This is a genomic window from Klebsiella sp. PK18, from assembly GCF_057784655.1.
The window spans coordinates 3,947,939-3,969,745 of the sequence record NZ_CM173493.1; the positions used below are offsets into that span (position 1 = coordinate 3,947,939).

Below are 21,807 nucleotides of genomic sequence, written 5' to 3' on the forward strand. Positions count from 1 at the left end.
GGCCGCTATACTTGCCCTATCATTCCCAACCGGACTCATCGCGTGCCAGAGAATACGTCTCCGTCAGAATCCCCTGAACGACAGGATGAACGTTATGACCGCCAGATGTTTCGCATCCTGCGCAATATTGACCTCAACCTGTTAACCATCTTCGAAGCCGTTTACGTCCATAAAGGCATCGTCAACGCCGCTAAGATACTGAATATCACGCCATCGGCTATTAGCCAGTCGATTAACAAACTGCGGGCGCTTTTTCCTGACCCGCTGTTTATCCGCAAGGGGCAAGGTGTGATGCCCACCGCGTATGCTACCCATCTTCATCAGTACATCAGCCGGGGTATGGAGGCTTTCCTCAGTGCGCTGGATATCGCCGGTAGCCCCCACCAGCAGCGGGTGATCGCTATCGCCACCACGCCAGGCATGGGGGCGCTACTGATACCCATCGTGGCCAGTGCGCTAAAACCGGCCTTTCCGCAGATCCTGTTGCACAACATCGCCATCACCGACGCCGCGCGGCAGCTCGACCAGCGCCAGGTGGATCTGTTAATTGACACTCATCTGCACAGCGGCCAGGCGATAAGCCATCATGTGCTGTACCAGGATCGGGTACGGATGTACTGCCGTGCCGAGCACCCCGCGCTGCATGGCCCACAGGATGAAGCCCATCTCGCTCAGTATGAATTTGCGCTGCTGCTTCCGGAAGGCCAGCGCTACCCCACCCTTCACCGCCGCCTGCAGGAAGAGATGGGCGAACGACGCTGCGGATTCAGCACCTTTAACCTGCTGACCCAGGCAGCCATGATCGCCGAGAGCGACATGCTGGGGCTGACCACCGAGCGCCTGTTCGCCATGGTATCCCGGCTTTGGCCACTGCAAACCCTGGATTTTCACTCCCTGCAGGACGAAAAAATTAATGTTGCGCTGCACTACAATAAGCAAAGCGGGAAGGAGCCATTGCTGAAAGAAATTATCGAGACGGTAATCCAGGCGTTTAAGGCGTAGCGCACGGAAAGAAAAAGGATAAAACAACAACTATTTTACAATTTGCGAGGCAGGCAGGCTGCTTTCTGCCCCTTTTCAATGGTATACTGCCTGCTCTTGATTCAAAAATAGTTGATAATTGCAACATTTCATTGAATTAATTCGCTTTCCTTCGTGACTCGCAACTGGAACACGCACGCTATGAGTAAACCCATTGTGATGGAACGCGGTGTTAAGTACCGCGACGCCGATAAAATGGCCCTTATCCCGGTGAAAAACGTGGCAACTGAGCGTGAAGCTCTGCTCAGAAAACCGGAATGGATGAAAATCAAACTTCCGGCAGATTCGTCCCGTATCCAGGGTATCAAAGCAGCGATGCGTAAGAACGGCCTGCACTCCGTGTGTGAAGAAGCCTCCTGCCCGAACCTTGCAGAATGCTTCAACCACGGTACCGCGACCTTTATGATCCTCGGCGCGATCTGTACTCGTCGCTGCCCGTTCTGCGATGTCGCGCACGGGCGCCCGGTTGCACCAGATGCGAACGAACCACAGAAGCTGGCGCAAACCATCGCTGATATGGGTCTGCGCTACGTCGTGGTCACTTCAGTGGACCGTGACGACCTGCGTGATGGCGGCGCACAGCATTTTGCCGACTGCATCAGCGCCATTCGCGAGAAAAACCCGTCGATTAAGATCGAAACGCTGGTTCCGGATTTCCGCGGCCGCATGGATCGCGCGCTTGATATTCTGACGGTAACCCCGCCGGATGTCTTCAACCATAACCTCGAAAACGTACCTCGTCTCTATCGTCAGGTGCGTCCGGGCGCGGATTACAACTGGTCGCTGAAGCTGCTGGAGCGTTTTAAAGAAGCGCATCCGGAGATCCCGACGAAATCTGGCCTGATGGTCGGTCTGGGCGAAACCAACGACGAGATCATTGAAGTGATGCGCGACCTGCGCCGCCATGGCGTCACCATGCTGACGTTAGGCCAGTATCTGCAGCCGAGCCGTCACCACCTGCCAGTACAGCGCTACGTCAGCCCGGAAGAGTTCGAAGAGATGAAAGCGGAAGCGATGGCGATGGGCTTCACCCACGCCGCCTGCGGTCCCTTCGTTCGCTCTTCCTATCATGCCGACCTGCAGGCTAAAGGAATGGAAGTGAAGTAATTGCCGCTTCTGCCGCTGCGCGCCTTTTCGCCGCAGCGGCCCCTCTCCGCTTCCTCTGCTTCCTCTGCTTCGCGTTTTCGTAACAGTTCGTTGCATCTTTTCTGCGCGGCATCGCCAAAAACGACAAAGGCCGCAACGATATTCGTCGCGGCCTCTTCGCCGTTCCGCCAGCATCCCTCCGGGGGGACGCATCGGATCAATTACTCTTTATGAGAGATCTTCTGCGCCGGCGCTTCTTCTTCCACGGTGGCTTTCTTCGCGCTATCGTCATCCTCGTTCATGGCCTTTTTAAAGCCCTTGATAGCCGAACCCAGGTCGCCGCCCAGCGTACGTAATTTCTTGGTACCAAACACTAAGATAATCAGTGCTGCGACTACCAGCAGTTTGGTAATACTAATCTCACCCATAGCTAACCTTCTTCTCTATACAAGCTGCGAATACGCCATCATACACGCATTTATCCGTCATATTGTAATCCACCTGTGCGTGGGCTGCGTGATTCGGCCCAGAGCCTTCCCCCTGAAGGAGTTAGCGCAGGGGTGTCCGTCCTGACGTGCACAGCGAATTATTAGGATAAACAATACGGGTATTTGACGCGCGGACACAATAGCAATCTGTAACAAGGTGAATCAAGCCCTGTTTAAAAAAACATCACAATAATTGCGGTGGCGCAAATCGTCGGTTCTGCAGTACCGGCAAACGCTCGCGAACCCGCGCAAGGTGCTCGGCGGAGACATCGGCAAAGATCAGCTGCGGTTCGCTCCCGGCCCCCGCCAGCGTCGTTCCCAGCGGGTCAACAATGCGGCTCTGACCAATATTCCGCGTCCCGCATTCGCCTGCCGCCACGATATAGCAGGTCGTATCGAGCGCGCGCGCCGCCAACAGCGTCGCCCAGTGGTGCTCTTTCTGTGGCCCTCTCACCCATGCGGTGGGCAGTACCAGCAGCTCAGCTCCGTTCAGCGCCAGCGATAGGGCCAGTTCCGGGAAGCGAAGATCGTAGCAGGTCATCAGGCCAACGCGTAACCCCGCCACTTCAATTACCGGCGGGATCTGCTGGCCAGGATCCACCCGCCGCGACTCCTGCATTGCGAAGGCGTCGTATAAATGCAGTTTGTGATAATGGGCTATTACTTCGCCATCCCGCAAGACCACCAGCGTATTGGTCGCACGGCCTTCTGCCGACGGCACATGCAGCGTCAGGACCGTGGTCAAACGGTTACGCCCGCTCTCAGCCAGCAGCAACTGCAAAAACGCCCCATCCAGCGGCTGAGCCGATTTCACTGACATATCCGGGTCGTTGTCATCTCGCGCCAGTAACGCCTCTGGCAGCACCAGCAGCGCCGCCCCTTCACGCGCAGCCTGTTGCATCATCGCCACACAGGTCTGCGCATTCGTCCGCCATACTGGCGTGACGGCAAATTGTCCTGCCGCTACCCGCATGTTTTTCTCCGGTCAGGTTATGAATAGCCAATCGCGCCCGTCGCGCGCTACACTTGAGGTTCTCTTATATCAAATAGCAGGAAACAACCGTGTTTCAACTTCTTTGCGCCGTTTTTATTGGCGGTGGCACCGGCAGCGTATTGCGCTGGTGGCTCGGCATGAAGCTCAACCCTGTGCATCATGCTATCCCGATTGGGACATTGACGGCCAACCTGGTAGGCGCCTTTGTGATTGGTGCCGGGCTGGCGTGGTTTAACCGTCTGACGGATATTGACCCGATGTGGAAGCTCCTGATCACCACCGGGTTCTGCGGCGGGTTGACCACCTTCTCCACCTTCTCGGCGGAAGTGGTCTTTCTCCTGCAGCAGGGGCGGGTGAGCTGGGCACTCCTCAACGTGATGGTGAATTTGCTGGGTTCGTTTGCCATGACGGCCGTCGCCTTCTGGCTTTTCTCGCAGGCCGCCAGCCGTTAACAATCTGAAAAACAGGCAAAAAAAAACCCGCGTTAAGCGGGTTTTTATATTCTACTGACGTGTTGGTTAGATAGCCATTACGTTTGCAGCAGAAGGGCCTTTGGCACCGTTAGTGATTTCGAACTCTACACGCTGACCTTCAGCCAGAGTTTTGAAACCGTTGGACTGGATTGCAGAGAAGTGTACGAATACATCTTTGCTGCCATCTTCCGGAGTAATGAAACCGAATCCTTTGGACTCATTAAACCACTTAACGTTACCTTTAATCTTAGACATCAAAATTACCTTTATATGAAAAATCGACACTAATGCTGTGTCGAGTATCAGTACACCAATTGTGGTACCTTTTGTCCAGTGCAACTTTGCTAAAAAGTGATAAAAGTCGCTATCTTTTTTAGTGGGTAACGCTTTAGTCCTTGTTTTTCCACAAGACACACCGCTTATCTCATTTATTGCTAAGACTTAGCGAATTAAAACTGTATACGAGCCCAGGCGAAGTAAACGTTACCGTTATTGTAGGTGCCGGGAATATAGGTCATCTGGAAAGTCGCCGGACCGTAACCTATTGACGCCAATGGTAAGATCACCGGAATGGGGATGTAGTCCCAGTTATCGCGCGCCGTCACGCCAAGGGTATAGCCGAGTCCAAGGTGGAAGTTCTGGTCGGTCAGCGGGCGCCAGGTTTTCTCCCAGCCGTAGCCGCCGATAGGCTCCCATTTATTGAAAGAATCTTTAAACGCCATCAGGTACAGACCGTGCCAGTTTCCCTTCTCATCCCAGCGCGAGACGCCAAAACCCGCGCCCCAGGGGCGTTCGTTATACTTATCCGTCTTTTCCTTATCATAGGCAAACCGCGCGTGCCAGGTAATGGCTGGAACGTACAAGTCATAGTGCTCCGGCTCATTCCAGGTCTGCGCGACGTTATTACTTAAGGTATGGTAACCTTCGCTGAGGGTCGATGAAAACGACGCGCTGGCGTTTACGGATACCAACAACCATCCAAAAAAACCAAGAGAAAACAGTGAAAAACGACGTAACATCAACACTTTTCCATTACCACTTTCATTTAAAAGCCGCCTAAAATAGCAAAGATAGTCTCAATACAGGTTGAACGAAATAAGGCAAACTCCTGATTTTTGCCCGGTGACCATCAGAACCTTTTAACTATCCATCTGGTGATTATATCCAGGCGAGACGGGTGACGCGTAGTTCTTATCGCTTTATTGATTTGCATCAGCGAGTTTTGTCCGTTTTTTCGGCACATTCGCACATTAAAATTTGGCATGACGCTTTTTATCTACATATTCTTTGGGCTTAGGGGTAATAAATGCTGACGTTTGTTGAGATCCTGATCGGGATTGTGGTCATTGTGGGCGTCGCCCGCTATATCATTAAGGGCTACTCGGCCACCGGGGTGCTGTTCGTCGGGGGCTTAATCTTATTGATCGTCAGCGCCCTGCTGGGGCATAAAGTCTTGCCGGGCAATACCGACAGCACCGGTTATTCTGCCACCGATATTATTGAATATATTAAGATTCTACTCATGAGCCGCGGTGGCGATCTGGGTATGATGATTATGATGCTGTGCGGCTTCGCCACCTACATGACCCATATTGGCGCCAATGATATGGTGGTGAAATTAGCATCAAAGCCGCTGCGCTATATTAATTCGCCCTATCTGCTGATGATTGCCGCCTACTTTGTCGCCTGCCTGATGTCGCTGGCGGTCTCCTCTGCGACCGGCCTTGGCGTGCTGCTGATGGCGACGCTGTTCCCGGTGATGGTGAACGTCGGTATCAGTCGCGGGGCGGCGGCAGCCATCTGCGCTTCACCGGCGGCCATTATCCTCTCGCCTACCTCTGGCGATGTTGTACTGGCGGCTAAAGCCGCAGAAATGCCGCTGATCGACTTTGCCTTCAAGACCACGCTGCCCATCTCCATCGCGGCCATTATCTGCATGGCAATCGCCCATTTCTTCTGGCAGCGTTACCTGGATAAAAAAGAGAACATTTCCCACGAAATGCTGGATGTCAACGACATCACCACCACCGCCCCGGCGCTGTACGCCATTCTGCCGTTTACCCCGATCATCGGCGTGCTGATCTTTGATGGTAAATGGGGACCGGAACTGCACATTATCACCATCCTCGTCGGCTGCATGCTGCTGGCGGCGATCCTTGAGTTCCTGCGCGGGTTTAACACCAAAAACGTCTTCAGCGGGCTGGAAGTCGCCTACCGCGGGATGGCTGACGCCTTCGCCGGCGTAGTGATGCTGCTGGTCGCCGCCGGCGTCTTCGCCCAGGGGCTAAGCACCATCGGCTTTATCAATGGGCTGATCTCCATCGCCACCTCCTTCGGCTCGGCCAGTATTATTCTGATGCTGGTGCTGGTGATCCTGACCATGCTGGCGGCAATGACCACCGGCTCCGGTAATGCCCCGTTCTACGCTTTTGTTGAGATGATCCCCAAGCTGGCGCACTCTTCCGGCATCAATCCGGCTTATCTGTCGATTCCGATGCTGCAGGCCTCTAACCTCGGCCGCACGATATCGCCGGTCTCCGGGGTGGTGGTCGCCGTTGCCGGGATGGCAAAAATTTCGCCGTTCGAAGTGGTCAAACGTACCTCCGTGCCGGTGATGGTTGGCCTGCTGGTGGTGATTATCGCCACTGAGATTCTGGTGCCCGGCAGCGCAGTCCACTAATGGTCTAACCACGCGAAAAGGCGCCAGCGGGCGCCTTTTTTATGCTTTAATAACTCCCCGTTATCTTTTGCCATCCACAATCAGGAATAAACATGTTCAGGAAGGATTTCGCCGCGCTTGCCCTTGTGCTCACCGCCACTCAGGCCGGCGCTGAACCGCTCACCGCGACGCGATACGCTGATTTTGACCGCTACGTTCTTGCCCTCTCCTGGCAAACCGGATTCTGTCAGAGCATGCTTGACCGCAACCGTAGCGAACCGGAAGAGTGTCGCCTGCAGCAGGACACGGCGAACAAAGCCGACTTTCTGACCGTGCACGGCCTGTGGCCCGGGCTGCCAAAGTCGATTGCCGCGCGCGGGGTGGATGAACGACGCTGGATGCGCTACGGCTGCGCCACGCGCCCGGTGCCCAACATGCCGGAAGTGAAAGCGAACCGCAAATGCCAGGCGGCGGAAACCGGGCTATCGCTGGAGATGGCCAATAAGCTCAATAACGTGATGCCGGGTTCGGGCGGCACCTCCTGCCTGGAGCGCTACGAATACGCCAAACATGGCGTCTGCTTCGGCTTTGATCCCGATAGCTATTTTGGCACCATGGTGCGCCTGAATGGGGAAATTAAGCATAGCCCGGTAGGCGATTTCCTCGCGAAGCATTATGGTCAAACCGTCAGCCGCGCCGACTTCGATGCCGCGGTGGCCCGCGCCTGGGGTCCGCAAAGCGTGAAGGCGTTTAAATTAACCTGTAACGGTAATCCAGCCTATCTGACCGAGATGCAAATCTCCCTCAACGCCGCCACCATCAACGCCCCGCTGGCCACTTCCGCCTTTCTGCCACAACCCCATCCGGGCAACTGTGGAACCCAGTTTATCCTGGACAAGGTCGGTCAGTAGCGCAAAGCGACGTGCTGAGCAGAAAACGCCGCCCGCCGGGGGGCGTTGCACGCTGAATGTGCGTTTCATCACTTCAAACTACCGGCAACTCTCAGTATGATGGTAGGACCTTAACCCTTGCCCTTTTCGGCGAGGGTTTTCTTTTACGGACAGGTTCCTGGATAACATGGAGTATGCAATGACCAGACCCGCAATCATCATTAACGAACTGGATGCCGAACGTATCGACAGGCTGCTGGAGCAGCCGGCTTTCGCCAACTTACCGGTTGCCGATGCCCTGAATGACGAGCTCGACCGCGCGCAAATGCTGGCGCCGGAAGCGATGCCGCATGACGTCGTCACCATGAACAGTAAGGTAAAATTCCGCGATTTAACCAGCGGCGAAGAGCGCGTGCGGACGCTGGTGTTTCCGTCTCAGGTGACTGACAGCGCCAGCCAGCTCTCCGTCCTCGCGCCGGTGGGCGCCGCGCTGCTGGGTCTGAAAGTCGGCAGCACCATTCACTGGGAGCTGCCGGGCGGTGCATCGACACACCTGGAAGTGCTGGAGCTCTTGTACCAGCCGGAAGCCGCTGGCGAATTCCACCGCTAATCCCTGCTGCCTGAGGCGTTTCGCGCTTTATTCAGAGGATGTCCATACATCCTCTTTCTGCTGTTCCTTCCTCGCTAACCTTTTTTTACGCTTTGCACCTGCCTGACTGACAGTTTTGCGACCTGAATGACACTATATCCGCATATAATATGTTGATATAGACGCAAATGAACAAGGAGGATTGCATATGTATAAGACTATCATTATGCCCGTTGATGTCTTTGAGATGGCGCTGAGCGATAAAGCCGTCCGGCATGCGGAGTTTCTGGCCCAGCAGGACGGGGTGATCCATCTGCTCCACGTATTACCCGGCTCTGCGAGCTTCACCATGAGCCGCTTTACCGCCGATCTGCGGCGGTTTGAAGAACACCTGCAGCATGAGGCGGAAACTCGTCTGCAGACGATGGTCAGCCATTTCAGCATTGACCCCTCACGTATCAAGCTGCATGTCCGTTTCGGCAGCGTGCGCGATATGGTCAACGAGCTGGCCAGCGAAATTAACGCCGATGTCGTGGTGATTGGCTCGCGCAACCCGTCCATCAGTACCCACCTGCTCGGATCCAATGCCTCAAGCGTGATCCGCCATGCCCATATCCCGGTGATGGTCGTCAGGTAAATATGACGAAATAGAAAAAAAGAGGCTACCCCAGGGTAGCCTCTTTGTTATGCAGGTCTATTGTCTGACTTGTTATGCGGTTTTCGTGCGGATCAGGTAGTCGAAGGCGCTCAGCGACGCTTTTGCCCCTTCCCCTGCCGCGATAATAATCTGCTTGTACGGCACGGTGGTGCAGTCGCCAGCGGCGAATACGCCTTTGACATTGGTTTCGCACTTCGCATCGATGATGATCTCACCCATGCGGTTGCGCTCAACGGCGCCTTCCAGCCAGGTGGTGTTAGGCAGCAGGCCAATCTGGACGAAGATCCCCGCCAGCGCGACATGATGCTCATCACCGCTCACCCGGTCACGATATTGCAGGCCGGTGACTTTGCTGCCATCGCCTTTCACTTCCGTGGTCTGCGCATTAAGAATGATGTCGACATTCTTCAGGCTGCGGACTTTATCCTGCAACACCTGGTCGGCTTTCATCTCTGGAGCAAACTCCAGCAGGGTCACATGCTCTACGACGCCCGCCAGGTCGATAGCGGCTTCTACCCCGGAGTTCCCGCCGCCAATTACCGCTACGCGTTTGCCCTTAAACAGCGGACCGTCGCAGTGCGGGCAGTAGGTCACGCCTTTGGTGCGATACTGATCTTCGCCCGGTACGTTCATATTGCGCCATTTCGCCCCGGTGGCAATGATGACGCTACGCGCCTTCAGCACCGCGCCAGAGGCGGTTTCAATCTGATGCAGGCCGCCCTCTGTCGCCGCTGGCGTCAGTTTGGTCGCGCTCTGGGAGTCGATCACATCGACGTTATAGTCGCTGACGTGCGCTTTCAGCGCGCCGGCCAGTTTCTGGCCTTCGGTTTTCGGCACCGAAATATAGTTTTCGATATCCACGGTATCCAGCACCTGACCGCCGAAGCGCTCGCCCATCAGGCCGGTACGAATACCTTTACGCGCAGAATATACCGCCGCGGCCGCACCGGACGGGCCGGAGCCGACAATCAGCACATCGTAAGCATCACGTTGGTTCAGCTCTTCCGCTGCGCGTTTTTCCGCACCGGTATCCACTTTGGCGACAATTTCCGTCAGCGTCATCCGCCCCTGACCAAACTCCTGACCATTCAGATACACCGCAGGAACGCCCATGACGTTGCGATCGGTAATTTCATTCTGGAAGGTCCCACCGTCAATCGCCGTGTGCTTGATGCGCGGGTTGAGCACCGACATCAGGTTCAGGGCCTGCACCACATCCGGGCAGTTATGACAGGAGAGTGAATAATAAGTCTCGAACTCGAAATCGCCATCAATATCGCGGATCTGCTCCAGCAGCGACTGGGCCTCTTTCGACGGATGACCGCCGGTCCACAGCAGCGCCAGCACCAGCGAGGTAAACTCGTGGCCCAGCGGAGAGCCTGCAAAGCGTGGGCCCTGGTCGGAACCTGGGTTAGTAATCAGGAATGATGGCTTACGTACCGCGAGCGTGTTGTCTTCTTTAAAGGTGACTTTGTCTGACAGTTCAGCGATTTCAGCCAACAGTTCCTTGATTTCTGCCGATTTAGCGCTGTCATCCAGCGTGGCAATCAGCTCAACAGGCTTGGTCAGCTTCTCAAGGTAGGCCTTGAGCTGGGTTTTCATGTTGGTGTCGAGCATTGTTATCTCCTGGGCTTAAAACATCATCATGCAAGCGGCCTCGTCCAGGCGGCCTGAATGCGCTTGCATCATGGTGTTGGAATAAAATGGGCGCGAAAGCGCCCATTGATTGCCGGGTGGCACGCCGTTTACCCGGCCTACAATCTTGTAGGCCCGTGCAAGCGTAGCGCCGCCGGGCACAAACAGACTTAAATCTTACCGACCAGGTCCAGAGACGGAGCCAGTGTCGCTTCGCCTTCTTTCCATTTAGCCGGGCAGACTTCGCCTGGGTGAGAAGCAACGTACTGCGCCGCTTTGATTTTACGCAGCAGGTCAGACGCATCACGGCCGATACCTTCAGCGGTAACTTCGATCGCCTGGATGATACCCTGCGGGTCAACCACGAAGGTGGCACGGTCAGCCAAACCTTCATCTTCACGCATGTTGTCGAAGTTACGGGTCAGGGCGCCAGTCGGGTCGCCGATCATCGCGTATTTGATTTTCGCGATGGTTTCAGAGCTGCTGTGCCACGCTTTGTGGGTGAAGTGGGTATCGGTAGACACAGAGTAAACGTCTACGCCCAGCTTCTGCAGTTCTTCGTAATGGTCAGCCACGTCGCCCAGTTCGGTCGGGCAGACGAAAGTGAAGTCAGCCGGATAGAAGAAGAAGACGCTCCAGCGGCCTTCGGTGTCTTTCTCGGTGACTTCGATGAATTCACCATTTTTGAATGCCTGGTTTTTGAACGGTTTGATTTTGGTGTTAATTAAGGACATCTATACTTCCTCCGTGTTTTCGTTGAGGTCTAAGTTAACGAATTTTTCCTGACCCGACCAATGCGTTTACATTATCGAATCAATAAGCGTTATCTAACAACCGGAACAAGACAACTCTGTGAACCTGTCGACGCGTTCAGCGCTGATCGCTGTTTTTCGCATCATTTGCCGCGACAAAAGTAAAAAGGCCACCCTTTCAGGCGGCCCCGTTACCTGAAATACCCGAAGGTAGGTTCAGCGCCAGTCAGACTGGCTATGTGTTGCGCTCTACATTACCTTAATGTAACAGCATCCAAGATTACATCACCCACGCCAGCAAAGGGCAATCCGTCATTCTGCTGATCTTGCCTATGACTGTGATAGGTTCGACAATCGTTTTGCCCTTTCCTGCTGATTTTACAAGGAATATTCATGTTAAAGCGTCTTCTCTTGCTCAGCCTTTTTCCGTTATGCAGCCAGGCGGAGGAGCTCCCCGCTCCGGTAAAAGCGATTGAAAAACAGGGCATTACTATTATAAAACCCTTTGAGGCGCCGGGGGGAATGAAAGGCTGGCTGGGCAAATACCAGGACATGGGGGTCACCATCTACCTCACGCCGGACGGCAAACATGCCATTTCCGGCTATATGTATGACGAGAACGGCAACAACCTCAGCGAGCAGTTGTTTCAAAAAGAGCTCTACACGCCGGCAGGACAGGAGATGTGGAAGAAGATGGCCAGCGCCCACTGGCTGCAGGATGGCAATAAGGACGCCCCCATCGTGTTGTATGTCTTTGCCGATCCCTTCTGCCCCTACTGTAAACAGTTCTGGCAGCAGTCCCGCCCCTGGGTGGAAGCCGGTAAAGTGCAGATCCGCACCCTGCTGGTGGGGGTGATCAAGCCCGAAAGCCCGGCCACCGCCGCCGCGATTCTGGCCACCAAGGATCCGGCGAAGACCTGGCATGATTATGAGCAATCGAATGGAAAAATGGCCCTGACGATCCCGCAGGCTATTCCGCCGGAGAAAATGAAAGTGCTCAACGTTAATCAGCAACTGATGGACGAACTGGGGGCCAACGTCACGCCAGCCATTTACTATATGAATAAGGATAATATGCTGCAGCAGGTGGTCGGCCTGCCGGATAAAGAAAAACTGCAGATCATGATGGGCGAACAAGAATAATCCCATTGCATAATGGCGCCAGATAACAACGACCGCTGGCGCCCCTGACGACGATAAGATATATTAAGCAGAACTTAACGTTATAGTCCGGTAATTAAATTCACACCGCAAATATTAAGCCAATCAACATTCTCACTAAGAATATTTCCACCCGCGCTGATAATACACAGGACTGCATTAATGGCAAATCTTTACGATCTGAAAAAGTTCGATTTGAATTTATTGGTTATTTTTGAATGTATCTATCAACATTTGAGCATTAGCAAAGCAGCCGCCATGTTATTTATCACCCCGTCAGCGGTGAGCCAGTCGTTGCAGCGTTTGCGCCAGCAGTTAAACGATCCGTTATTTGTTCGCGTTGGGAAAGGGATGACGCCCACTACCGCCTGTGTCAATCTTCATTATCATTTGCAACAAAATCTCGAACAGCTGGAAAAAACCATCAATCTCAATAATCGCTCCGAACTGCGTAAACGTATCGTGATATATGGCCCTCCGCTGTTCTGTTCAGTGAATAGCCATTTTATGATTAATGAGCTCTGTCATCAGGCCAATTTGCAGATTGAACACCATAACCTGACCACCACGGAATCGGCTGAGGAGCTGCTGGCGTATCGCCAGGCGGACCTGGTGTTCACCCGAATGCCTATTACCAACCGCGCCACGATCTGTCAGCCCTATCAGACGGTGCAGACGCTGGCGGTTTGCCGGGCGGACCATCCGCGGCGAGATCAACTCACGTCGATTGAAGCGCTGGCACAGGAATTTTTCACCCACTATATCACCAACGATCCTGTCATTCAGCGCGTCCAGCAAAGCAGCACGCCATGGTTAAATCCGGGTAATATTGCCTTTCGCAGCGACTCTTTTATGACCATTCTTAACATGATCAATAAAACCGACTTAATTGGCTTCATCCCCTCCTATTTATATGATTTTATTTCCCCGGCCATGCCACTTCACGCTCTCGATATAGAGGCACTTTTTCCAGAGATCACGATATACATTAACTACCATCAATCATCTACACAAAATCATTTTCTATCTGAATTAATCTCCATTCTAATGAATGACAGAGATATATCACGCCCACAACTTAATAATAGTGAGTAACTGCCCACCTGTTTTCACACTCTGTTTGAATGCAGATCGACCATTAATTTCGCAGCGCTCATCGTTTATACTGAACAAACGGGAAGCTCTACTATTAAAGGATTAATGGTCATGTCGTTTATTAAATATCCCTTACCGGAATCGGTGCTGCAGGCAACTGAGCAGCGCATCCAGTGGGTGCTGGATAATTTTTCACGCGTTTGCGTCTCTTTCTCGGGTGGAAAAGACTCCACCGTCATGCTGCATTTAACCGCCCAGGCGGCGCGGTTACAGGGTAAAAAAATCAGTGTGTTGTTTATTGACTGGGAAGCGCAGTTCTCCTGCACCATCGCCCACTGCGAAAAACTGCGTGCGCTGTATGCGGATGTTGTCGAAACCTTTTACTGGGTCGCCCTGCCGCTCACCACCCAAAACGCGCTGACGCAGTATAAACCGCAATGGCAATGCTGGGAGCCCGGGGCCGACTGGGTCCGTCAGCCGCCGCCCTGGGCGATTACCCACCCGGGCTATTTTTCATTTTATCAACCGGGGATGAGCTTTGAGTCCTTTGTCAGCCACTTCGCCGAGTGGTTTTCACAGCGGCGCCCCGCCGCCGTGCTGGTGGGCATTCGCGCCGACGAGTCACTGAATCGCTTTATGGCCATCTCTTCGCAGCGTAAACAGCGCTTCGCCGATGATAAACCCTGGACCACCTCGGCGCCGGGCGGCCACGCCTGGTACATCTACCCGCTCTATGACTGGAAAACGGCCGACATCTGGACCTGGTTTGCCAAAAGCGGGCAGTCTTATAACCCTCTGTACGATCTGATGTATCAGGCCGGGGTGCCGCTGCGCTATATGCGCATCTGCGAACCGTTCGGTCCGGAGCAGCGCCAGGGACTGTGGCTCTACCATGTGCTGGAGCCCGAGCGCTGGGCCGCAATGTGTCAGCGGGTGAGCGGCGCGCACAGCGGCGGGGTCTATGCCGGGCATGATAATCAATTTTACGGCCACCGAAAAATCGACAAGCCCGACCACCTTACATGGAAAAGCTATGCGCTGTTCCTGCTCGACAGCATGCCGGAAACCACTGCCGAGCACTACCGCAACAAAATCGCCGTCTACCTGCGTTGGTATCAGAAAAAAGGCATGGAAGATATTCCGGACACCCAGCCTGCGGACATTGGCACCAAAGATATCCCGTCCTGGCGGCGGGTCTGCAAAGTGCTGCTCAATAACGACTACTGGTGCCGTCAGCTTTCGTTTAGCCCGACCAAAAGCAGCCACTATCAGCGCTACCGTAAACGCATGGAAAAACATCGCCAACAATGGGGGATATTATGCAACAACAACTGACGCAGGCGCTGGACGCTTATCTGCAAACGCTGGATGACGAGGCGCGCATCGAGGCAATCAATGCGTTTCGTCAGGTGCTCCACCAGCGCAGTCCCTTCCGCTCCCAGCCCGTTGACTGCGTGCTGTGGGTAAAACAGGAGCAGGTCATCCCCAACGACTACAATCCGAATAACGTGGCGCCACCGGAAAAACGCCTGCTGCAAACGTCGCTGGAAGCCGACGGCTTTACCCAGCCGGTCGTCGTCATCCAGCAAAGCCCGCAGTCGTATACGATTGTCGACGGTTTTCACCGTCATGAGCTGGCCTGCAGCAAAGCGGTGCTGAAAAAAACGCTGAAAGGTTATCTGCCAGTGACCTGCCTGACGAGTGAAGCCGCCTCGCGTGACGGGCTGATGGCAGCGACCATACGCCATAACCGGGCGCGCGGGCGCCACCAAATCCACGCCATGTCAGAGATTGTCCGCGAACTGACCCAGCTTGGCTGGACGCCACAGAAAATCGGCAAAGAGCTGGGGATGGATGCCGATGAGGTATTGCGCCTGAAGCAAATTAGCGGCCTCACGGAGATGTTCGCTGGCCGCCAGTTCTCGCAGGCGTGGACGATTAAGTAACTACAGCTGGCACAAACGCGTCGCCGCAGCCAACAGAGTCGCCGGCTGTTTGGCAAAGCATAAGCGGATCAGCTTGTGCGGGAACGGATCGGCGCAGAAGACGGAGAGCGGGATCGCCGCCACCCCGACTTCGGTCGTCAGCCAGCGGCAGAAGCTGACGTCGTCAAGATCGGAAATGGCGCTGTAGTCCGCCAGCAGGAAATAGGTCCCTTCACAGGGCAGAAGTTCCAGTCGGCTTGGGCGCAGCGCTTCAATAAACAGATCGCGGCGTTCCCGATAAAACGCCGGCAGCTCACGATAGTGCTCAGGCGCTTCGCGCAGCATGTCGGCGATCGCCAGCTGCGCCGGGGTATTCACCGAGAAGGTCAGATACTGATGCACCTTGCGCAGTTCGGCGCTGATGCCCGCCGGGGCCACGCAGTAGCCGACCTTCCAGCCGGTCATATGAAACGTTTTGCCAAACGAGGAGACCGCCACCGCCCGCTCGCGAAGCTGGGGATGCGCCAGCACGCTGGCGTGGCCGCCCTCAGCAAAGCAGATGTGCTCATAGACCTCATCGCTGAGGACATAGATCTCGCGTTCGGCAATCGCCTGCCACAGGGCAGCAAAATCTTCGCGCTGCCAGACGGTGGCTGATGGATTGTGCGGGGTATTGAGGATCACCAGACGGGTTTTATCGCTCAGCGCCGCAGCAAACTGCTGCCAGTCGACGCGAAAATGCGGCGGCTGTAGCGCAATACGGCGTAACTCGCCGCCGGCCAGCGCCACCGCGGGAGCATAGCTGTCATAGCTGGGATCGAAACAGATCACTTCGTCGCCGCGGCGCACCAGAGCGGTGATCGCCGCGTACAGGGCCTCCGTCGCGCCGGCGGTGACCGTAATATCGCTATTGACGTCGGGCAGGTAACCATACAGCTCCGCTGTCTTCCCGGCGATCGCCTCGCGCAGCGCCGGCACGCCGGTCATCGGGGCGTACTGATTCGCCCCCTGCGCCACATGGTACGCCAGACGCTCCTGAAGATAGCGCGGGCCGTCGAAATCGGGAAAGCCCTGTGACAGGTTGATGGCCTGATGCTGCTGGGCCAGGGCGCTCATCTGGGTAAAAATCGTGGTGCCGAGCGCAGGAAGTTTACTCTCTGGAATCAAAGGGTTATTGCTCATTCTTTTTATACCGATTGTAATGCTGTTGTTGAAGCCACTATAACACGATGTTAATATTTGGCAATCAAGACGCTTAGACGTCTAAATGCTAATGTTATTCCGCGCCACGCCACTCTGGAGAAACCATGATCCGCGCCATCGTGACCGACATAGAAGGCACCACCAGCGATATCCGCTTCGTGCATAACGTGCTGTTCCCCTACGCCCGCGAACGACTGGCCGGCTTTGTGACCGCTCAGCAGTACGCTGAGCCCGTCAAAACCATTCTCGACAACCTGCGCCGCGAGACAGATGCCCCGGCCGCCAGCACCGCCGACCTTATCACTACCCTCTTCGCCTTTATGGACGAAGACCGTAAATCCACGGCGCTAAAGGCGCTGCAGGGGATCATCTGGCGTGACGGCTATCTCAACGGCGACTTTACCGGCCATCTCTATCCGGACGTACTGCCGGCGCTGGAGAAATGGAAAGCGCAGGGCATTGATCTGTATGTATATTCCTCAGGCTCCGTTGCCGCGCAGAAATTGTTATTTGGCTACAGCGATGAAGGTGATATTACTCATCTGTTCACGGGCTATTTCGATACCCTGGTAGGCGCCAAACGCGAGGTGCAGTCCTACCGTAACATTGCTGAACACCTGGGCCATGCCCCTGGCACCATCCTGTTCCTGTCGGATATCCATCAGGAGCTCGACGCCGCCGAGGCTGCAGGTTTGCGAACGATCCAGCTGGTACGCGGCGACCGCGACCCGGCGAGCCACCATCCTCAGGTTCAGCGTTTTGACGACATTCATCCGGAGCAGATCCCAGCATGAGCGCATTAACTCTTTTTTCCGTGACCGATCCGCAAACACCGCTCTGGCACAGCACCGACGCCAAAGCGATTCAGGATCAACTGAACGCCAAAGGCGTCCGCTTCGAGCGCTGGCAGGCCGACCGCGACCTCGGCGCAGATCCCAGCCCGGAAACGGTCATTGCCGCCTATCAGCATGCGATTGATAAACTGGTCGCCGAAAAGGGCTACCAGAGCTGGGACGTCATCAGCCTGCGCGCCGATAACCCGCAAAAAGAGGCGCTGCGGGAAAAATTCCTCAACGAGCACACCCATGGCGAAGACGAGGTGCGGTTTTTTGTCGAGGGCGCCGGCCTGTTCTGCCTGCATATTGGCGACGAGGTGTTCCAGGTACTGTGCGAAAAGAACGATCTGATTTCGGTTCCCGCCCACACCCCGCACTGGTTTGATATGGGTTCAGAACCGAACTTCACCGCCATTCGCATTTTTGATAACCCGGAAGGCTGGATCGCCCAGTTTACCGGTGACGATATCGCCAGCGCCTACCCGCGGCTGGCGTAACGTCAAACTGTCGTCAGTCTTAAACCGCCAGGCGCGGGCTTTGCCGGAGGCGGCGCATACCGCGCCTCCTCCGGACTACTCGCCCCGCCGCCGGCGAGCGCCAACGCCTAAACCTCAATAAACCTCGGTGGATCAAAGGCGGTGATCGGCGGCAGTTCCTCACGCCACGGGGCGATCTCCACCCAACAGCTCTGGGCGCTACAGCCCTGCCCCAGGCGCGAACTGCCGCGATCCTCAGTTAACACGTTGGGATTACCGTGCTTATCGAGCGATCCTTTTTCATTGGGATCCAGCGGGTCATACCAGGCGCCGGTGGACATCTGTACCACGCCGGGCAAAATCTGCTCGCTCAGGTGCACGCCCGCCAGAATCGCCCCGCGGTCGTTATACACTTTCACCACGCTGCCTTCGCGGATGTCTCTTGCCTGCGCATCGCTCGGATGCATCCACAGCGGCTCGCGTCCCTGAATTTTCGTCGCCCGGCTGACGCTGCCGTGGTCGTACTGACTGTGCAGGCGGGCGCGCGGCTGGCTGGAGAGCAGATGAAGCGGCCAGCGCGCCGCCTCCTGTCGCTGCCGGGCGGCCTCTTCCTCATCCCACCACGGATGGCCCGGGCATTCACGATAGCCAAACCCGGCGACGGTGGCGGAAAAGAGTTCAATCTTGCCGGAGGGCGTGGAGAGCGGATAGCGCTGCGGATCGGCGCGAAAATCGGCGAGAAAGATCTGCGGCCGCTCCGGCGCGCTGTACTCCAGCACCCCTTGCTGCCAGAAGTCCTCGAACGAGGGCAGCGCAATACCCTCCTCCTGCGCCCGCGGTCTTGACTCCTCATAGAGATGACGCAGCCACTGCCCGGCGTCCCGCCCCTCGCTGAACTGTTCTCCGAAGCCCAGCCGATCGGCCAGATCGTGGAAAATGGCGTAATCGTCACGCGCTTCGCCCACCGGCGGGATCTGCGCGCTCATGGCGATCATAAACCCGTCGTGACCGCCGCTGCCGATATCCTCTCGCTCCAGCGAGGTGGTGGCTGGCAGGACGATATCGGAGAATTTAGCCTGCGCGGTCCAGTACTGCTCATGCACCACCACCGTCTCCGGACGGCGCCAGGCCTCGCACAGTCGGTTGATATCCTGATGATGATGAAACGCATTGCCTCCCGCCCAGTAAACCAGACGGATGTCGGGATAGCGCAGCTGCTGACCGTCGAACTCATAGGCTTCTCCCGGGTGCAGCAGCATATCGGACAGCCGCGCCACCGGGATAACGCTATCCACCCCATTCTCCCCGGCGGGTAAGCGTGGGCCGGAAAACGCTTTTCGCACCGCGCCCGCCAGGTTAGTGCAGGCGTAGCCAAACCCGAGGCCGCCGCCCGGCGTGCCGATCTGTCCCAGCAGCGCGGTCAGGGCCACCGTCGCCCAGTAGGCTTGCTCTCCCTGACGGGCGCGCTGGATAGACCAGGAGATATTCACCATCGTCCGGTGGCGGGCCATCTCCCGCGCCAGGTCGGCGATGCGCTGGGCATCCAGGCCGGTAATCGCCGCCGCCCACGCCGGGGTTTTCGCTACGCCGTCGTGCTCGCCCAACAGATAAGCGCGATAGGGGGCAAACCCGACGGTATGGCTGGCAACAAACGCCTGGTCGTAAAGGGACTCAGCGATCAGTACATAGCTCAGCGCCAGCAGCAGTGCGGTATCGGTGCCCGGCCGAATGGCCAGCCACTCGGCGTCGGGCACCGCGCTGAGGTCATTGCGCACCGGGCTGATATTGATAAACCGGGTGCCGTTGGCCTGCATCTTATCCAGCCAGTACGGCAGCATATGGTCATTGGCGCCGCCGCCGTTGACCTGGGCATTGCGCAGCGGCAGACCGCCAATCGCGACAAACAGCTGACACTCCCGCGCCAGCTCGGAAAAATGGGTATGCTGACGGTGCAGCGGGCTCAACGGCCCGAGAATATGCGGCAGAATGCGCTCGCCCGCGGCGCTGCTATAGGTATTGGTGCTGGCGGTGTACCCGCCAAATCCCTTGAGAAACCGGTGCAGCTGGCTCTGCGCATGGTGAAAGCGTCCAGCGCTGGCCCAGCCGTAGGAGCCGCCGTAGATCGCCTCATTGCCGCAGCGCGCCTTGACCGAGCGCAGCTCGCGAGCCAGCAGGTCCAGCGCCACCTCCCAACTGACTTCAACAAAGGGCTCCTTGCCTCGCCCTTCTCGTGACGCCGGCCCCTGCTGAAGATAGCCGGCGCGGACCGCCGGACGGCGAATGCGCGTTTGGCTGGTCACCGCGTCGGGGAGCGACTGACCAATGCGTGACGGATTTTTATCCCAGGGCACCGGATTAACCGCCACGATATCGCCCTCGCGGCTCTCCACCTGCCACGTTCCCCAGTGCATCACCGTATAATTATGCTGTTTCTTCATAGCACTCGCGTTCTTCTCAGCCAAAAAACTCGTTAAAATAAATCGAGGAAATGACGGAAATATCCCCGTCCCAGCCAGACATTACTCTGCTAAAAAAAGTATTAGCCCGCGCAATCACCTGCATTCCCCTTCAAGGGCCGTATTTCTCCACGCCATCACAATAAACAGAAAGCCGTCTTTATCCGTTAAATAAACACGGAATAAGTCAAAAATAAAACCACAAAATAAAAAGGTATATTTTGCATCATGAAATATTTTCAGGTTCCCGATGGAAAAATAACATTTTTCTCTGGCGTTTCTGCGATATAACATTCCCGGCATAACTTAGACTTATTTTGTATTTGAGGTGGCGAGGTGCTTCTTGTCATGCTACCGGTCCGCAACCACCTTCATCACAGGATCATAATAACAATGTCGCAGAAAAGAAAATTATTGCCTGCCGCGCTGGGACTGCTTTCCCTTGCCTCGCTGAGCGTCACTGCCGCAGACGCCCTCTCCTTGCAGGGAAAAACCATTGGCGTTGCCGTTGTCGGCACTCAGCATTTCTGGGATCGCGAGGCCTTTAAGGGTGCGACAGAGGAAGTGGAGAAACTGGGGGGCAAAGTCATTGGCGTTGATGGCGGTCGCGATAATCAGGTGCATGCCAATAATCACGATATTTTACTGTCACGCAAGGTGGACGCGGTAATTAGTATTCTCGGCGACAGCGCCGTCGAACCAAAATTTAAAGCATTGCGTGATGCTGGTATCCCGGTATTTACCGTGGATCACGTTTCTCAATATTCGGTCAACAATACCACCTCCGATAACTACACCTTAGGCTCGACCATCGGCCGCTACATGGCGGATGAATTAGGCGGCAAAGGCAACGTCGCCGTATTTAACGCGTTCTCCAGCGCGCTGCGTATTTGCGGAATTCGCTACGATCAGTGGAAATATGTCCTTAAGGATTATCCGGATATTCATATTATCCAGCCTGAGCTCGCGGAACAGTTCGCCAACTCGCCGGAAGACGCGCGGAAGAAAACCCTCGAATTACTCAGCCAGTATCCGAAAGGCAAACTGGACGCCATCCATGTCGCCTGCTGGGATCAACCGGCCATCGGTATCGTCCAGGCACTGGAAGAGACCGGCCGTGATAAGGATGTGAAAGTGACGGCCATCGACGCCGGTCCGGAGACGCTGGAGATCATGGCAGAGCCCGGCAGTCCGTTTGTGGCTAACGTCGCGCAGCAGCCGCATCTGATTGGCCAGACCTCCGCCGACAACGTGGCCCGCTACTTTGCCGGTCAGAAACTGCCGGTGCAAACCTTTATCCCGGTGATACCGGTGAAAGGTCCGCAGGAGGCGAAAGCGGTGTATAAACAGTTGGGATACGGCGAACTGCAGTGATAAATCAACACCCTGG

General features: G+C 55.7%; 22 protein-coding genes. 14 read left to right on the top strand and 8 right to left on the bottom strand.

Translation table 11 applies throughout. The features are described from left to right. Nucleotides 1-42 precede the first annotated feature (42 nt). Nucleotides 43-1,002: a YbeF family transcriptional regulator gene (locus AC3EMD_RS19295; RefSeq protein ID WP_302073645.1), complete on the top strand. Its 960-nt coding sequence runs from the start codon at nt 43-45 to the stop codon at nt 1,000-1,002. Nucleotides 1,003-1,182: 180 nt separating this feature from the next. Beyond that, a complete protein-coding gene (lipA, locus tag AC3EMD_RS19300) occupies nt 1,183-2,148 on the top strand; it encodes a lipoyl synthase (protein WP_002894467.1) in 966 nt (321 codons plus the stop codon). Between the two features lie 200 nt (nt 2,149-2,348). Here the strand turns inward: lipA and tatE are convergent, their stop codons facing one another. Next, nucleotides 2,349-2,555, bottom strand: a complete 207-nt coding sequence (tatE, locus tag AC3EMD_RS19305) for a twin-arginine translocase subunit TatE (RefSeq protein WP_008805630.1) — start codon at nt 2,553-2,555, stop codon at nt 2,349-2,351. Between the two features lie 244 nt (nt 2,556-2,799). Beyond that, the gene (locus AC3EMD_RS19310; protein WP_042947534.1) at nt 2,800-3,588 is read right to left on the bottom strand and encodes a deaminated glutathione amidase; all 789 of its coding nucleotides are present in this window, start codon (nt 3,586-3,588) and stop codon (nt 2,800-2,802) included. An 89-nt stretch (nt 3,589-3,677) separates the two neighbouring features. On the opposite strand from AC3EMD_RS19310, the gene crcB reads away from it, so the two are divergent. Next, complete coding sequence (gene crcB / locus AC3EMD_RS19315) at nt 3,678-4,061, top strand: fluoride efflux transporter CrcB (protein ID WP_008805628.1); 384 nt, start codon at nt 3,678-3,680, stop codon at nt 4,059-4,061. Nucleotides 4,062-4,127: 66 nt separating this feature from the next. Here crcB and cspE read toward each other — a convergent pair whose 3' ends face one another. Together cspE and pagP are read right to left on the bottom strand one after the other, a co-directional pair. Beyond that, on the bottom strand, nt 4,128-4,337 hold the full coding sequence (cspE, locus tag AC3EMD_RS19320; RefSeq protein WP_012542460.1) for a transcription antiterminator/RNA stability regulator CspE: 210 nt from the start codon (nt 4,335-4,337) through the stop codon (nt 4,128-4,130). Nucleotides 4,338-4,531: 194 nt separating this feature from the next. Then, complete coding sequence (pagP, locus tag AC3EMD_RS19325) at nt 4,532-5,056, bottom strand: lipid IV(A) palmitoyltransferase PagP (RefSeq protein ID WP_228300329.1); 525 nt, start codon at nt 5,054-5,056, stop codon at nt 4,532-4,534. A 332-nt stretch (nt 5,057-5,388) separates the two neighbouring features. Here pagP and dcuC point away from each other — a divergent pair, with 332 nt between their 5' ends. From dcuC to uspG, 4 genes are all read left to right on the top strand, one after another. Beyond that, complete coding sequence (dcuC, locus tag AC3EMD_RS19330) at nt 5,389-6,762, top strand: anaerobic C4-dicarboxylate transporter DcuC (RefSeq protein ID WP_008805625.1); 1,374 nt, start codon at nt 5,389-5,391, stop codon at nt 6,760-6,762. Between the two features lie 92 nt (nt 6,763-6,854). Beyond that, the gene (gene rna, locus AC3EMD_RS19335) at nt 6,855-7,652 is read left to right on the top strand and encodes a ribonuclease I (RefSeq protein ID WP_008805624.1); all 798 of its coding nucleotides are present in this window, start codon (nt 6,855-6,857) and stop codon (nt 7,650-7,652) included. 178 nt (nt 7,653-7,830) lie between these two features. Continuing rightward, a complete protein-coding gene (gene rnk / locus AC3EMD_RS19340) occupies nt 7,831-8,241 on the top strand; it encodes a nucleoside diphosphate kinase regulator (RefSeq protein ID WP_008805623.1) in 411 nt (136 codons plus the stop codon). Nucleotides 8,242-8,428: 187 nt separating this feature from the next. Then, on the top strand, nt 8,429-8,857 hold the full coding sequence (gene uspG / locus AC3EMD_RS19345) for a universal stress protein UspG (RefSeq protein WP_002894401.1): 429 nt from the start codon (nt 8,429-8,431) through the stop codon (nt 8,855-8,857). 72 nt (nt 8,858-8,929) lie between these two features. Here uspG and ahpF read toward each other — a convergent pair whose 3' ends face one another. Then, nucleotides 8,930-10,495 (bottom strand): alkyl hydroperoxide reductase subunit F, encoded by a 1,566-nt coding sequence (gene ahpF, locus AC3EMD_RS19350; protein ID WP_008805622.1) that lies wholly within the window; start codon nt 10,493-10,495, stop codon nt 8,930-8,932. A 188-nt stretch (nt 10,496-10,683) separates the two neighbouring features. Continuing rightward, a complete protein-coding gene (gene ahpC, locus AC3EMD_RS19355; RefSeq protein ID WP_002894394.1) occupies nt 10,684-11,247 on the bottom strand; it encodes an alkyl hydroperoxide reductase subunit C in 564 nt (187 codons plus the stop codon). Between the two features lie 411 nt (nt 11,248-11,658). Here ahpC and dsbG point away from each other — a divergent pair, with 411 nt between their 5' ends. The 4 genes from dsbG (at nt 11,659) to AC3EMD_RS19375 (ending at nt 15,467) form a co-directional block, all read left to right on the top strand. After that, nucleotides 11,659-12,408: a thiol:disulfide interchange protein DsbG gene (gene dsbG, locus AC3EMD_RS19360; protein ID WP_022065704.1), complete on the top strand. Its 750-nt coding sequence runs from the start codon at nt 11,659-11,661 to the stop codon at nt 12,406-12,408. Nucleotides 12,409-12,588: 180 nt separating this feature from the next. Next, the gene (citR, locus tag AC3EMD_RS19365) at nt 12,589-13,521 is read left to right on the top strand and encodes a DNA-binding transcriptional repressor CitR (protein WP_008805620.1); all 933 of its coding nucleotides are present in this window, start codon (nt 12,589-12,591) and stop codon (nt 13,519-13,521) included. Nucleotides 13,522-13,632: 111 nt separating this feature from the next. Beyond that, nucleotides 13,633-14,856: a phosphoadenosine phosphosulfate reductase gene (locus tag AC3EMD_RS19370; RefSeq protein ID WP_012542463.1), complete on the top strand. Its 1,224-nt coding sequence runs from the start codon at nt 13,633-13,635 to the stop codon at nt 14,854-14,856. After that, complete coding sequence (locus tag AC3EMD_RS19375) at nt 14,841-15,467, top strand: IbrB-like domain-containing protein (protein WP_023297217.1); 627 nt, start codon at nt 14,841-14,843, stop codon at nt 15,465-15,467. The genes AC3EMD_RS19370 and AC3EMD_RS19375 overlap by 16 nt, the downstream gene beginning before the upstream one ends. Here the strand turns inward: AC3EMD_RS19375 and AC3EMD_RS19380 are convergent, their stop codons facing one another. After that, nucleotides 15,468-16,613 carry a pyridoxal phosphate-dependent aminotransferase gene (locus AC3EMD_RS19380; protein WP_302074197.1) on the bottom strand — a complete coding sequence of 382 codons (1,146 nt, stop codon included), beginning with the start codon at nt 16,611-16,613 and terminating at the stop codon, nt 15,468-15,470. A 140-nt stretch (nt 16,614-16,753) separates the two neighbouring features. Here AC3EMD_RS19380 and mtnC point away from each other — a divergent pair, with 140 nt between their 5' ends. Then, entirely contained in the window at nt 16,754-17,443 is a 690-nt protein-coding gene (gene mtnC, locus AC3EMD_RS19385; RefSeq protein ID WP_008805616.1) for an acireductone synthase, read from the top strand. After that, entirely contained in the window at nt 17,440-17,982 is a 543-nt protein-coding gene (locus tag AC3EMD_RS19390) for a 1,2-dihydroxy-3-keto-5-methylthiopentene dioxygenase (protein WP_117115935.1), read from the top strand. Before mtnC ends, AC3EMD_RS19390 begins: the two co-directional genes overlap by 4 nt. 107 nt (nt 17,983-18,089) lie before the next feature. On the opposite strand, the gene AC3EMD_RS19395 is transcribed toward AC3EMD_RS19390, so the two are convergent. Beyond that, nucleotides 18,090-20,399 (bottom strand): molybdopterin-dependent oxidoreductase, encoded by a 2,310-nt coding sequence (locus AC3EMD_RS19395; RefSeq protein WP_235317029.1) that lies wholly within the window; start codon nt 20,397-20,399, stop codon nt 18,090-18,092. Nucleotides 20,400-20,810: 411 nt separating this feature from the next. Between AC3EMD_RS19395 and AC3EMD_RS19400 the strand changes: the two genes are divergently transcribed. Beyond that, nucleotides 20,811-21,791, top strand: a complete 981-nt coding sequence (locus tag AC3EMD_RS19400) for a sugar ABC transporter substrate-binding protein (RefSeq protein WP_008805613.1) — start codon at nt 20,811-20,813, stop codon at nt 21,789-21,791. Nucleotides 21,792-21,807 lie beyond the last annotated feature (16 nt).

What these genes read in the sequence shown, in the direction of transcription:
- lipA (WP_002894467.1), top strand. Translation starts at nt 1,183, where the DNA reads ATGAGTAAACCCATTGTGATGGAACGCGGTGTTAAGTACCGCGACGCC.
- tatE (WP_008805630.1), bottom strand. Translation starts at nt 2,555, where the DNA reads ATGGGTGAGATTAGTATTACCAAACTGCTGGTAGTCGCAGCACTGATT.
- AC3EMD_RS19310 (WP_042947534.1), bottom strand. Translation starts at nt 3,588, where the DNA reads ATGCGGGTAGCGGCAGGACAATTTGCCGTCACGCCAGTATGGCGGACG.
- cspE (WP_012542460.1), bottom strand. Translation starts at nt 4,337, where the DNA reads ATGTCTAAGATTAAAGGTAACGTTAAGTGGTTTAATGAGTCCAAAGGA.
- dcuC (WP_008805625.1), top strand. Translation starts at nt 5,389, where the DNA reads ATGCTGACGTTTGTTGAGATCCTGATCGGGATTGTGGTCATTGTGGGC.
- rna (WP_008805624.1), top strand. Translation starts at nt 6,855, where the DNA reads ATGTTCAGGAAGGATTTCGCCGCGCTTGCCCTTGTGCTCACCGCCACT.
- rnk (WP_008805623.1), top strand. Translation starts at nt 7,831, where the DNA reads ATGACCAGACCCGCAATCATCATTAACGAACTGGATGCCGAACGTATC.
- uspG (WP_002894401.1), top strand. Translation starts at nt 8,429, where the DNA reads ATGTATAAGACTATCATTATGCCCGTTGATGTCTTTGAGATGGCGCTG.
- ahpF (WP_008805622.1), bottom strand. Translation starts at nt 10,495, where the DNA reads ATGCTCGACACCAACATGAAAACCCAGCTCAAGGCCTACCTTGAGAAG.
- ahpC (WP_002894394.1), bottom strand. Translation starts at nt 11,247, where the DNA reads ATGTCCTTAATTAACACCAAAATCAAACCGTTCAAAAACCAGGCATTC.
- dsbG (WP_022065704.1), top strand. Translation starts at nt 11,659, where the DNA reads ATGTTAAAGCGTCTTCTCTTGCTCAGCCTTTTTCCGTTATGCAGCCAG.
- citR (WP_008805620.1), top strand. Translation starts at nt 12,589, where the DNA reads ATGGCAAATCTTTACGATCTGAAAAAGTTCGATTTGAATTTATTGGTT.
- AC3EMD_RS19370 (WP_012542463.1), top strand. Translation starts at nt 13,633, where the DNA reads ATGTCGTTTATTAAATATCCCTTACCGGAATCGGTGCTGCAGGCAACT.
- AC3EMD_RS19375 (WP_023297217.1), top strand. Translation starts at nt 14,841, where the DNA reads ATGCAACAACAACTGACGCAGGCGCTGGACGCTTATCTGCAAACGCTG.
- mtnC (WP_008805616.1), top strand. Translation starts at nt 16,754, where the DNA reads ATGATCCGCGCCATCGTGACCGACATAGAAGGCACCACCAGCGATATC.
- AC3EMD_RS19390 (WP_117115935.1), top strand. Translation starts at nt 17,440, where the DNA reads ATGAGCGCATTAACTCTTTTTTCCGTGACCGATCCGCAAACACCGCTC.
- AC3EMD_RS19395 (WP_235317029.1), bottom strand. Translation starts at nt 20,399, where the DNA reads ATGAAGAAACAGCATAATTATACGGTGATGCACTGGGGAACGTGGCAG.
- AC3EMD_RS19400 (WP_008805613.1), top strand. Translation starts at nt 20,811, where the DNA reads ATGTCGCAGAAAAGAAAATTATTGCCTGCCGCGCTGGGACTGCTTTCC.